The 12,661-nt window shown below is 43.1% G+C and carries 14 protein-coding genes; 5 read left to right on the forward strand and 9 right to left on the reverse strand.

All coding sequences use genetic code 11. The annotated features are described in order from the left end of the window. Positions 1-93: 93 nt before the first annotated feature. The 8 genes from A5868_RS11825 to dnaX all read right to left on the reverse strand — a co-directional run bounded on the left by A5868_RS11825 (position 94) and on the right by dnaX (position 6,036). A complete protein-coding gene (locus tag A5868_RS11825) occupies positions 94-441 on the reverse strand; it encodes a DNA replication initiation control protein YabA (protein ID WP_044926567.1) in 348 nt (115 codons plus the stop codon). Beyond that, entirely contained in the window at positions 441-1,253 is an 813-nt protein-coding gene (locus A5868_RS11830) for a PSP1 domain-containing protein (protein WP_086303380.1), read from the reverse strand. Before A5868_RS11830 ends, A5868_RS11825 begins: the two co-directional genes overlap by 1 nt. A gap of 26 nt (positions 1,254-1,279) precedes the next feature. Further along, entirely contained in the window at positions 1,280-2,218 is a 939-nt protein-coding gene (gene holB / locus A5868_RS11835) for a DNA polymerase III subunit delta' (RefSeq protein WP_086303379.1), read from the reverse strand. A 3-nt stretch (positions 2,219-2,221) separates the two neighbouring features. Then, complete coding sequence (locus A5868_RS11840; RefSeq protein ID WP_010779864.1) at positions 2,222-2,551, reverse strand: cyclic-di-AMP receptor; 330 nt, start codon at positions 2,549-2,551, stop codon at positions 2,222-2,224. Between the two features lie 13 nt (positions 2,552-2,564). Next, on the reverse strand, positions 2,565-3,209 hold the full coding sequence (gene tmk, locus A5868_RS11845) for a dTMP kinase (RefSeq protein ID WP_086303378.1): 645 nt from the start codon (positions 3,207-3,209) through the stop codon (positions 2,565-2,567). A 57-nt stretch (positions 3,210-3,266) separates the two neighbouring features. Then, complete coding sequence (gene recR, locus A5868_RS11850) at positions 3,267-3,863, reverse strand: recombination mediator RecR (protein WP_010779862.1); 597 nt, start codon at positions 3,861-3,863, stop codon at positions 3,267-3,269. Positions 3,864-3,891: 28 nt separating this feature from the next. After that, positions 3,892-4,206, reverse strand: coding sequence for a YbaB/EbfC family nucleoid-associated protein (locus tag A5868_RS11855; RefSeq protein WP_010779861.1), 315 nt, complete (start codon positions 4,204-4,206; stop codon positions 3,892-3,894). A gap of 84 nt (positions 4,207-4,290) precedes the next feature. Further along, positions 4,291-6,036 (reverse strand): DNA polymerase III subunit gamma/tau, encoded by a 1,746-nt coding sequence (gene dnaX / locus A5868_RS11860; protein ID WP_086303377.1) that lies wholly within the window; start codon positions 6,034-6,036, stop codon positions 4,291-4,293. Between the two features lie 182 nt (positions 6,037-6,218). Here dnaX and A5868_RS11865 point away from each other — a divergent pair, with 182 nt between their 5' ends. The 4 genes from A5868_RS11865 (at position 6,219) to A5868_RS11880 (ending at position 10,765) form a co-directional block, all read left to right on the forward strand. Next, on the forward strand, positions 6,219-7,439 hold the full coding sequence (locus tag A5868_RS11865; protein WP_086303376.1) for an SPFH domain-containing protein: 1,221 nt from the start codon (positions 6,219-6,221) through the stop codon (positions 7,437-7,439). 29 nt (positions 7,440-7,468) lie between these two features. Then, entirely contained in the window at positions 7,469-8,539 is a 1,071-nt protein-coding gene (locus A5868_RS11870) for an ATP-binding protein (RefSeq protein WP_086303375.1), read from the forward strand. Beyond that, complete coding sequence (locus tag A5868_RS11875; RefSeq protein WP_086303374.1) at positions 8,536-9,330, forward strand: TPM domain-containing protein; 795 nt, start codon at positions 8,536-8,538, stop codon at positions 9,328-9,330. Before A5868_RS11870 ends, A5868_RS11875 begins: the two co-directional genes overlap by 4 nt. Before the next feature lie 142 nt (positions 9,331-9,472). After that, positions 9,473-10,765, forward strand: a complete 1,293-nt coding sequence (locus A5868_RS11880) for a serine hydrolase (protein ID WP_086303373.1) — start codon at positions 9,473-9,475, stop codon at positions 10,763-10,765. A 30-nt stretch (positions 10,766-10,795) separates the two neighbouring features. Here A5868_RS11880 and A5868_RS11885 read toward each other — a convergent pair whose 3' ends face one another. After that, positions 10,796-11,281, reverse strand: a complete 486-nt coding sequence (locus A5868_RS11885; protein ID WP_086303372.1) for a GyrI-like domain-containing protein — start codon at positions 11,279-11,281, stop codon at positions 10,796-10,798. A 143-nt stretch (positions 11,282-11,424) separates the two neighbouring features. Here A5868_RS11885 and A5868_RS11890 point away from each other — a divergent pair, with 143 nt between their 5' ends. Then, positions 11,425-12,618, forward strand: coding sequence for a YdcF family protein (locus A5868_RS11890; RefSeq protein ID WP_086303371.1), 1,194 nt, complete (start codon positions 11,425-11,427; stop codon positions 12,616-12,618). Positions 12,619-12,661 lie beyond the last annotated feature (43 nt).

Genomic DNA, 12,661 nt, shown 5'->3' on the forward strand with positions numbered 1-12,661 from the left:
ACTCCTAACTTCCTTCTATGTATTTACTACCCATCGATACTCGCAAAAAAGCGGGTGTGACAAGCAGCGTCATACCCACTAGTTGAAATCGATTTATTTTTGCTTACTTTCGCGATAGATGACGTCTAAACAAAAAGCACATGGCTCATCCTGTTCACGCCTTGAACCGTAAAGTAAATTGCACACGTGAAACCCGTCTTCATATATCTTTTCAAGGTTTAAACGAGATTCCGACAATTCTTGCCGTTCATCTAAGACTGGAGATTTTTTGGCATCAATCTCACGAATCCGTTCACGCAAGCGTTCATTTTCCATTTCCAATGTGGCATTTTTTTCAACGAGCTCTAGTAGTGTTTCTTTCATCGACACTAGATCCTCAAGATTTTTTTGCATGTCCACTTCTAACTGATTCAGGCCATCATACAACGAACGTCGGTCCATCATGACACATCACCTGCTTCAACTAGTTCTTGATAATCGAAATCGACAGTCATATCACGGCCAAACAAACGCACCTTCACTACCTTGCTAAGCAGATTCAACCCGATTACTTTTCCACGCCCTTCTGGTGTGTTGATTTCCTTACCATAATCCGGCATTTCTTTTTTGGCTGCTTCATACTCGCCGTTTTCATACTTCAGGCAACACATCAAACGGCCGCAAAGGCCTGATATTTTTGTTGGATTCAATGAAAGACCTTGATCTTTCGCCATTTTAATAGAAACAGGAATAAAATCTCCTAAGAAAGTCGAACAGCATAATGGTCGCCCACACGGCCCGATTCCGCCAAGAATCTTGGCTTCATCCCGAACCCCGATCTGACGCAGCTCAATTCGCGTACGGAAAACACCCGCTAAGTCTTTGACCAGCTCCCGAAAATCGATCCGTCCATCCGCGGTAAAATAGAAAATCATTTTGCTGCGGTCATACGTGTATTCCACTCGGATCAATTTCATTTCTAACTCATGGGCCCGAATCTTCTCTTTTGCTGTTTTGAACGCGGCATCCGCATCGGCTTCATTTTGCGCTACTTTTTTTAGTTCTTTATCTGATGCTTTATGTAATATCGTTTTTAAATCATCGGACAAATCTTTTTTTGCTATTTCTATTTTTGGAATTGCCACTGTCGCAATCTGGTGCGCCTGTTGCGACTCGACCAAGACTTTATCATTATAAAAATATTCGTTTTTCCCCGGTGCATAATAATAGATATGACCAGCATCACGAAAACGAACACCCACAACTTCAACCATGGTTCTCCCTACTCTCTTAAATAACGTTAAGCAAAAACAATACGTAACGTTACTTGTTCTGCGATATTTTGAAATGACACGTTTGCCTCTAGCTTTTGACTAGCTAGCAAAACTTCTTCTAATAGATGGTTGTAATTCTCTAGGTTGGTTTGATTTTCTTTCATTACTTGATCACGCTTTTCTTTCACAAAATAAGCCAACATTTCAAAGGCAAATTGCTGCTGCGCTTTATCCTTAAACATCTTTGTCAGCTTTTTCTGAACGTAGATAAACGCTTGCGGATCATTTTTATCAAGATAATTAAACCATTGAATAACAACCTCTCTAGCTTCATTAAACCATTCATCTTTTGAGATTTCAACAGCTTTTCCATAACTATTTGTTAAATTTGCTAAGAGTTTTGCAGTTTTCGCAGGGATTTGTTCCGCTTCTAAACGGGATTGCAAGCGCGCAGTAGACAACGCTTGAAAGTGGATGATCTGACAACGAGATCGAATCGTCGGCAATATCTTTCCTAACGATTGTGTCTCTAAAATAATCATGAAGTTTGCTGGCGGTTCTTCCAAAAACTTTAATAGACTGTTTGCCGAGTTGACATTCATCTTTTCCGCTTGGTGAATAAGCACGACTTTCTTCGCAGATTCAAAGCCGCTTTTTGTTAATTCACTCTGCAATGCACGAATTTGATCGACTTTGATGGACTGGCCATCTGGCTCGATCTCGACAACATCGGGGTGATCTTTACTGGTTATTCGCAGACAATTATTGCATTTTTCGCAGGGCATGTTCTCTTGTAAATTTAAACAAAACAGATGCTTGACGAACCATAAAGCCAGTTCTGCTTTCCCTGTTCCTTGATCGCCTTCAAAAAGATAAGCATGGGCCAAACGCCCATGCTCAAAGCTGTTCTGTAATTGGCGAAAAACGATGGGTTGAATTGTCTGGAGTCTTTTCGCTTCTTCCATATCTTAATACTGGTGGAAGCCTTCGACTGGTAAAACAAAGACTGTTGCACCGCCGACTTCAACTTCAACAGGGTAAGGCACTTGCCCATCTAACGAGATGTCTAGGGTCACTGGTGTCGTGACGTATTGTGTCCGAGCTTGGCACGTTTCTTTGATCAGCGCTAAAGTATCCTCCACACGGTCATCTTCAATACCAATGATAAAAGTACTGTTCCCAGCTTTCAAAAAGCCGCCTGTAGATGAAAGCTTGGTTGCTCGAATGTTCGAGTCAATAAACTCATTGGCTAAACGGTTGGAATCTTTGTCTTGGACGATCGCTAAAATTAGTTTCATAGTTTTACACCTCTCATGATTGAAAATAGTCTGGGTAACGTGTCAACAACTCGTAAAAGCAATCTTTCACTACTTCGTCTAAACGTTTCCGAGCATCGATTTTTATGATCCGATCTGGATTTGCATCTGCCAATTTTAAATAGGCGTGTCGAACCTTCTGATGAAATTGTAACCCTTCTGAGTCCAAACGGTCAATTTGATTGGTTCGGTTCTTCATGATTCGTTGCAATCCTGTATCCGAATCTACATCTAAATATAACGTCACATCTGGTGTCGTGCCTTCGATCGCAAATTCATTGATCTTAGCGACTTCTTCCATACCAATACCGCGTCCAGCACCTTGATAGGCTAACGAGCTGTCAACAAAGCGGTCGCATAGAACAATTTTATTTGCCTCAAGCGCAGGCCAAATCTTCTCAACCAAATGTTGCCGACGAGCAGCCGCATATAACAAGGCTTCTGTCCGATCATCCATTTGATCGTTTATGGGGTCAAGGATCACGTGTCTAATCTTTTCAGCGATCGGAATGCCTCCAGGTTCTCTTGTTTTGACGATGGATCGTTTCGCCGTTAATTGTAATTTAGGATAAAGTTCATTCAGTACACTGGTTTTTCCAGCACCGTCTGGCCCTTCAATCGTAATAAATAATCCGTTCACGTTCTTGTCCCCCAAAATAATTATGATCTTCGTATTTTAAAAAACACCGTGATGTTCTTACAATTCACGGCGTCCTTCCACTGCTTTTAACAGCGTGATCTCATCAGCATACTCAATGTCGCTGCCGACAGACAGGCCATGAGCTAGTCGTGTAACTTTGATCCCCGCTGGCTTGATCAAACGTGACAGATACATTGCTGTTGCTTCGCCTTCTGTTGTGGCATTTGTCGCTATGATGACCTCTTTGATCTCATCGTCATGCAATCGTTTGATCAGAGGCGCAATATTGATATCTTCTGGCCCTGTGCCCTCCATTGGTGACAACACTCCATGAAGCACGTGATAAAGCCCATGGTATTCACGGACTTTTTCCATTGACATCACGTCTTTTGGTTCTTCGACCACTAAGATCGTACTGCGATCGCGTGTCGTGTCTGAACAGATCTCACAAGGGTCTTCCTCTGTGATATTACCACATATGCTGCAAAAACGCAGGTCACGCTTGACACTGATCAATGACCGTGCAAATTCATTCACGGACTCATCTTTCATGTCGATCGTAAAAAAAGCTAAACGGGTCGCAGTTTTTTGACCGATCCCCGGTAATTTCATATAACTTTCAATCAGCTTTGCGATTGGTTCTGGATATTGCATGGTGTTCTTCCTCTCTGAACAAAGTCGCTTACATTCCAGGAAGTCCCTTTGTATATTTACCCATTGTTTGATCCGTTTCTTTCGTGATCTTTTCGATCGCATCGTTGACTGCTAAAACAATCATATCTTGCAGCATATCTGGATCTTCTGGGTCGATCAATTCAGGGTTGATCGTCATTGCTTTCATTTTTTTATCTCCGGTAAAAGTTACTGTCACGAGATCATTCGTTGAACTGCCTGTGAATTCTTTGGCATTCAATTCATCTTGGGCTTTCACCATTTCTTTTTGCATCTTTTGCATTTGTTTCATCATGCCTTGCATATTTCCCATTCCGCGCATCATAGTCTCTATTCGCTCCTTCTTCATTCTAAGCTGTGCAACAATTAACTAATTTATTTCATTAGTCAAAGCGTAAAACTGACAGCTCTAATCTTCTTTGATCGTTACTAAATCGCCAAACAAACTCTTGGCTTGTTCAACGACTTCATTGGTTTCTTCCGGTATCAGACTGATTTCGTCTTCTGACTCGTGATCTTCTGCTGCCACCGGACGGTCATTGTGCTGACTGACAAATGCCTGCCGTAATCTAGGCCAGCTTTCACGAGTAATGAATACGAAGTCAGGTGTATAATCTTTGATCATCATACTTAAACTGTTCTGCATATTCAAGCGTAACTCCTCGTTGCTGTCCGCTCGCTGACAAACGATTTCGTAGTCAAAAGCAACCAGCAGCAATTCAGGTCCAGCCGCCATAGGCTCACTAGCCTTTAACATCGCCCGTTGCGTAACTGGCAGAGCCATCAGAAGGTCTTCCCAAACACTCTTCACATTCAGCAAATGGTCTTTGGTTGCTTCACTTAATACCTGATAGACACGCTCCGTGGGCACGCGGTACGTGCTGGCTGTTTTCTTCGGTGCTGCTTTTCGTTCTTCTTTTTCAACTGTTGGATGAGCTTTTAATTGCTGAAACTCATTTTGCAGCTTTTGCAATTGACTTTTTAACGCGGCAACTTCTGCTTGTTCAGCAGGTTGCGCCGTCCCTGTAGACACTTGGCCTACAGACTGAGCAGCGCCCGCAGTTTCAGTATTCGTTTGCGGTGTCGCTAATTTTACTGTTGCAACTTCCAAATAGACATTCGCATGGTTGGTAAATCGGATCTCATTTTGTGTATCGCTTAAAATCTTGATCATTGCATACAACCGCTCAGAAGCGGTCGCTTCGGCTAGTTGCTTAAAGGTATCTGTCAGATACGCCGCACGATTTTCCATCAATTTCGGGGCTTGCTGATAGATCAGCAAGTCTCGACAATACAATAGTAAATCTTCCGTTAAGCGACGTGCTTCTTTTCCTTCTGACAAAATATTTTCCAGTACCTCAAGCGCTCCGCTGACATTCTGTTCCAAACAAGCGCCGATGAAGCTGTCCATCATCTCCGTCGTCAAGCTTCCCGTCACAGCCAATGCGTCCTCTAACGTGATCTTCTCATTGCTGAATGAGATCGCTTGATCCAGAATACTCAATGCGTCACGCATGCCCCCTTCAGCAGCACGAGCGATCACAGACAATGCTTGCTCTTCATAAGGCTGATTGCTTTGTTCAAGAATATATGCCATGCGGCCGATGATCGCTTGAACATCAATCCGTTTAAAATCGAACCGTTGTGTCCGAGAAATAATCGTCGCAGGGATTTTATGAGGCTCCGTTGTTGCTAAAACAAAGATCACATGTTCTTTTGGTTCTTCCAGCGTTTTTAGCAACGCATTGAAGGCCCCTGTGGAAAGCATGTGGACTTCATCAATAATATACACTTTGTATTTTGCAGTAGTCGGCGCGTAATTCGCCCGGTCACGAATAAAACGAATTTCTTCTACACCGTTGTTGCTGGCAGCATCGATCTCAATGACGTCTTCTTGACGCCCTTCAGTGATCGAACGGCACATCTCGCACTCGTTACAAGGTTCCCCATCGACACTGTTTGGACAATTGATGGCTTTTGCAAAAATCTTCGCCGCACTGGTCTTCCCTGTTCCGCGGGGGCCGGTAAACAAATAGGCATGAGACGTTTTCTGTTGTTGGATCGCATTTTTCAGCGTCTTGGTTATCGCTTCTTGCCCGACTAGGTCATCAAAACGTTGCGAACGCCAAACGCGGTAAAGTGCTTGATACGCCATAATTCTCCTCTTTTCTCTAAAAATCACTGCTTTTTATTATACGTGATTTCCAGTAAAAAAACTATAGAAACCAATTGTTTCCCGTAATTGTTTAGTGTCTTTTAATTTGTGCATCTGGATCTTTTCTGTTTCGAAAAACCCCTGTGGTATAATAGAAAAAACGTTTTTATGGAGGGATATTCATGGGACTATTTAAAGCAGCAACCAGCTCGATCGGCAGCGGTCTTGCCGATCAATGGCTAGAGATTATCGAACCATCCGACATGGGTCAAACGACTGTCATGACGAAAGGCGTTGCCGTGCGCAAAGACGACAAACGCGGCAGCAATAAAAAAGGAACCAAAGACGTGATTACGGACGGTTCTGTTATTCACGTGTATCCGAATATGATGATGCTTTTAGTCGATGGCGGAAAAATCATTGATTACACCGCCGAAGAAGGCTACTACACAGTGGAGAACAATTCTGCACCGTCTATGTTCAACGGGTCATTAAAAGATGCCGTTGCGGAGACCTTTAGTCGATTCAAATTTGGCGGTGTCACCCCTCAGAAGCAGCAAGTCTTCTATATTAACCTGCAAGAAATCAAAGGGATCAAATTCGGTACCAGTACACCGCTGAATTATTTTGATAATTTTTACAATGCAGAATTGTTTTTACGCGCACACGGAACGTACTCGATCAAAGTGACGGATCCGATTTTATTTTTCGCGAATGCGATTCCGAGAAACATGGATCAAGTCGATATCAGCGACATCAATGAACAATACCTGCAAGAATTCCTAACTGGTCTGCAAGCGTCGATCAATCAAATGTCTGCAGACGGACAGCGTATTTCTTATGTACCATCAAAAAGCTTGGAGCTAAGCAAGTATTTGTCGGATGCGTTGGATGACAGCTGGAACGAACTGCGGGGGATGGAAATCGTTTCTGTCGCTGTTGCCAGCATCTCCTACACAGATGACTCAACAAAATTAATCAATATGCGCAATGAAGGCGCGATGCTTGGCGATCCAAGCGTACGTGAGGGCTATGTTCAAGGTTCTGTTGCCCGCGGAATGGAAGCAGCGGGTAAAAATGATGCGGGTGCAACCACTGGCTTCTTCGGAATGGGTATGGGCATGAATGCCGGCGGTGATTTCTTAAATCAGGCATCGCAAAGCAACAATCAGCAGTCCCAACAACATTCGGCTGACGGCGAGCAATGGACATGTCCGAAATGCGGCCAAGATAATACTGGAAAGTTCTGCAGCAACTGTGGTGAACCAAAACCTGCACCGGCAGCAGCGGCGAAAATCGAAATGAAGTGCAGCGAATGCGGCGAGGTCGTTGATTTAAGTAACGGAGTACCGAAGTTCTGTCCACATTGCGGAAAACCCTTTAAAGCCATTCCATTAGATTAACTTATCACTACGAGAGGAGGACCTGCAAAATGGCAGATGTAATCACGCATCATTGTCCCAACTGCGGCGGTCCTTTGACGTTTAATCCAAGTGATCAAAAATTTCACTGTGATTATTGTTTAAGCATTTTTACCGTGGAAGATATTGAGAAGTTTGAAGCCAACGATGGCGTTCAAACGATTGATGGACAAACAAGTACGGCTAGTATTGAAGAGGCGAATACTGGAGATATGGACCTCTTCCTTTGCCCTAGCTGTGGCGCTCAGATTGTCACTGATCACACTACCGCCGCAACTTATTGCTATTTCTGTCATAACCCCGTGGTGCTGTCGGGACGTTTGACAGGAGAATTTTTACCGAATAAAGTCTTGCCCTTCACCATTGACCGCGAAAAAGCCGTTACTGACTTTTTGGCTTGGACACAAAAGAAGCGATTTATTCCAAAAGATTTCTTTAACAAGGAGCAGATCGAGAAAATGACCGGCGTCTACTTTCCTTATTGGGTCGTTGATGCGGAAACAGCGGGTAATTTGACCGGTAAAGGGACCTCGCTGCGTGTTTGGATCGTGGGAGATCTTGAGTATACAGAAACAAAGATTTACCAAATTTTCCGCAAGGGAACAGCCAAGATCCAGCATTTGACTAAAAATGCGTTGAAGAAGAATATCCAGCAAAAAATGGTAGAAGGAGTCCAACCCTTCCCCATTGATCAAGCGGTAGACTTTCACACCGAATACTTGTCGGGTTTTCAAGCTGAAAAGCGGGATATCGAAATAAAAGATATTTCCGATCAAATCGAGCATGAGCTTGGCGAATATACCGAAGACTTGCTGCGGGATACCGTTTCTGGCTACACGACATTCACAGCCAGCAGTCACTCCGTGGATGTTGAAAAACAGGACAATCATTATATGCTCCTGCCTGTTTGGTTAGTCACGTATCAGGATGCCTCAAAGAAAACATACTATTACGCGATGAATGGACAAACTGGAAAAGTCAGCGGTATATTGCCTATCAGCAACAAACGACTTGGACTGTTCTCCGGCGGAATATTTGCCGCTGTTCTGCTCATTGCGATGATCGTGGGGTATTTCATATGAAAAAAATCCTTTTTATCGTTGGCTTTCTGGCATTGTTTACCCCTTTGACTGTTTTTGCCGCTTCAAATACTGTTGATGATCAGGCAAACTTGTTCTCACCAGAAGAAAGAACCGAACTTTCAAATCAGGCGGACGCCATAAATCAAAAAATCAAAGGGGAAGTCTTTGTCTTAACTACGAATTCCAATACCGAAGATCCACAGGAGTTCGCTGACCTCCAGTTAATGGATCGCGTAGGCAAAGACAACAACGGGGCGCTTCTATTATTAGACATGAATCAACGAAAAATTCATTTGTCGACTTCAGGCAACATGATCGACTATTTAAATGACAAACGCGTAAATACCATTTTAGACAGTGTAGAAGATGCCATGAGAGATCAAGAATATTATGAAGCCGCGAACAACTACTTCGTTCATACAAAAAATTTCGTTGATGACGGTATTCCTGGCGGCTCCTATCGAATTGACGAAGAGACTGGCAAGGTGACACGCTACAAGTCGCTCACACCGATTGAATTTGCCATTGGTTTCATCGTTTCCGCAGTGGCGGCGATCGCGTTCTTCGTCTCTGTTCGTTTACGTTACCAATTAAAAACTGGAACGTATCGCTATCCCTACCGTCAGCATGCTAAGTTGAATTTGACTGAACGGCAAGATCAATTAGTAAACTCCTTTGTCACCACTCGTCGAATTCCGAAGCCCTCCAATAATGGCGGTGGGGGCGGCGGTGGCAGCAGTACCCACTCCAGTGGCGGCGGGACATTTGGCGGCGGCGGTCGAAGTTTTTAAGCAATTAAAACGAAAAATGTTATCATCAAACACCAGAGATTTCAAAACTAATGAAAAACTCTGGTGTTTTGTTGTATTTTCTTGAATTCACCCTCCTATTTTGCTAAACTTTTAGGGTTAATAGAAGTAAAGGAGCCCACCAATGAATAAAAAGAAAAGATTCCCCCTTGTTTTGGTTACTCTGATTCTCTTTTTCCAAAGCCTCATAGGAATCACCGCTCTAGCAGCAGATGATTTTTCTGTTAATGCAAATGCGGGATATGCTATTGATGCGGACTCAGGAAAAGTTTTTTTTAACCAAGATGGCGATACGCCAAAAGGCATCGCTTCGATCACTAAGACGATATCGGCATACCTCGTTTTAGAGGCGATCAAGCAGCAAAAAATCTCTTGGGAGCAAGAAGTGCCGATCTCAGAGTATGCGGAGAAATTAAGCACTGTTCCTGATTTATCCAACGTCCCTCTCGTTCGAGGACAAAAGTACACGGTCAGGGATCTTTTTGAATCGATGATCGTTCAATCCGCCAACGCAAGCGCGGTTGCTTTAGCCGAACTGGTTGCGGGCAATGAACATACATTTGTGAATCAGATGCGGGAGCAACTGACAAAATGGGAGATCAAAGACGCAACAATCATCAATGCTTCCGGTTTAAGCAATGTGTATTTAGGCGAACACAAATATCCCGGAACCCAAGAAAATGATGAAAATCTGATGTCTGCTCGTGATGTGGCCATCGTGGCACAGCACTTGATAAAAGACTTCCCTGAAGTATTGGAAGTTTCTAAAATCAAAGAAAAGACCTTCGCCCCAAACACCTCTCAACCAGACGACATGAAAAACTGGAATGTGATGCTGTATGAGGGACCAAATTACAAAGAAGGCGTTGATGGTTTAAAAACTGGTACCACTGATTTAGCTGGTGCCTGCTTTGTGGGGACGATCCAAAAAGATGGTCGTCGTGTGATTACTGTGATCCTGAATGCCTTGGATCAGCCAAATGACGAAAATGCACGTTTTGTTGAGACTGGTAAATTAATGGATTACTGTTTGAACAATTGGAGTCAACAGGATGTGACTGTCGCTGGACAAACACCGAGTGATCAAAAGACTTTGAAGGTTACGGAAGGTAAAGAAAAATCCGTTGCATTAGCCATGGAGAAACCTGTCAATCTGTGGGTAAGAAGTGATATGGACCCGAAACAATTGACGATCGAAACGACCTTGGACCACTCTTTACTAGACAGCAATGCGATCATCGCACCTGTTCATAAAAATGAAAAGATCGGAACGGTCAGCGTCTCGTTAGCGCAAGACAACTTAGGCTATGTCCAGAAAACTGAAGGGGCAACCACCGATCTCGTAACGAAAAATGCAGTAGAAAAAGCAAGTGCTTTTGAATTGATCTGGCAGAGAATTACAAATCTATTTGCATAAATAAAAGCTTTCGACCGAAGTCGAAAGCTTTTATTTTGCTTTGAAGGGAAAGTATAATTCTACTTCGCCTTCTGGAAAATGCGGCAAATAGTGCTCATGGATGGCGCCAGCCAGTTCCAGCTTCTCTAAAGGGAAGATTTCTCCCAGCATCAAATTCGTCGCGTCCTCAATTTTTTCAGCACTCGCCTTGATCGTGAGGTAACTCATTGGCGGCAATTCCCAGCGTACCCATCCTTCAGGCGCTTCTGCCTCTTTTGGTACTTGGATTCCTGCCAAATAGCGTCCCTCTTTTTGCCACGGTTCTAACCACTGCTCGCCGTCGCTCATCAGCCCCCATAATTGCAGATCTTTCATTTCTTGACCTGCCAGAAGTTCAACGACCTCGTCAAAATTGGTATTCATTTGATCCCACAATAAAGGGACCCACGAAGGACCTTCCTCAGCTAATCCTCGGCCTTCCTTGCCAACTACAAAAAGTGTTGGCAAATCTACACGAGTCACACCTTCAATTTCCATCTGCAGCACTCCTTTACCTCAATTCTACTAATCTTCTCCAAGAAAACCAACTAATAGTTCTTCACTGCGCATTTTTGCTTTTCTTTGATATACTTGGTCATGGCATCAATCATTAATCGAAAAAAAATGAAAGAAGTGATGGGATGAATATACAACGAGATTTAATTGCTATGGCAATTTATTTTATCGTTTTAATGGGTTTGATGATTCGCTTTAAGGGGAAAAAATTCCACTATTTTTCACGTTGGACAGGGATTTTTCTGGTCTTATATTTTTGCATATTGGAGATTCAAAATAAAAGCTTCTTCATTTTGATTCCGCTATTTTTTCTTTTATTCTTTTGCTATTTTTATTTCAAAGAAAAAAGCCGGTTACGAAATGGCTGGCTGCTGAATCTGACATTGATCAGCTTCATGGGGTATGTAACCCTTATGACTATCACCTCCAGTTCATTGATCGGCGCTGGAATCTTGGGTATTTTGGCAGTATTGTTTTTATTTGCCGTAGCCTTTGGATTATACGCAGCAATCATTTTCCTGATCGGCAACAGCTTCGTCGTCTTGCGTCACGAATCTCGCAAGCTGCCCAATTTGTTAACCTTGATATTAGGCTTGGCGATCATTGCTTTGATTCTTTTACAGACGGTTGGCCCTCGAATCTTACCGAATTGGTCTGTGATTTTATTAGCCATTCCAACAACGATCGCCTTTTATTTTTTCGTTGTCTTTTGGAATTTCCTGTCGATCTCTCTTCTTTATCAATTTAACCAGCCAAAATACAACCAAGACTACCTGATCGTATTGGGTGCTGGATTGATCAATGGAGAAAAAGTAACGCCTCTCTTAGCCAATCGAATCAACCGCGCCATTCAGTTCTATCACGAACAAAGCAAAAAAACGTTATCCCCGCCTCAGCTCTTGATGTCTGGCGGTCAAGGACACGATGAAAAAGTTCCTGAGTCGCAGGCAATGAGAGAATATGCCTTGGAACAAGGCATTCCTGACGAGGATATCCTCATGGAAGCACAATCGACGAACACACTTGAAAACATGCGGTTCAGTAAAGAAATCATGGATCGTGAGAAACCCTCCGGCTACCATGCGATCTTCGTTTCAAATAACTATCACATCTTCAGAGCAGGCATGTACGCAGAAGCCGTTGGTTTAAAAATTGACGGTATAGGGTCAAAAACAGCCCGTTATTATTTGCCGAATGCTTTCTTAAGAGAATTTATAGCAGTCGCTGTTATGAATAAACGCTTGCATTTGATTGTTTGCGGAATCATTGCTTTAAGCTGCATCGCTTTAGCGATATTCAATTACTTTTTTATAATTTAAGCAAAAAGAAGGAATGCCCCACATGCGGGCATTCCTTCTTTTT

Source organism: Enterococcus sp. 12F9_DIV0723 (assembly GCF_002174375.1).
Taxonomy (GTDB): domain Bacteria; phylum Bacillota; class Bacilli; order Lactobacillales; family Enterococcaceae; genus Enterococcus_A; species Enterococcus_A gilvus.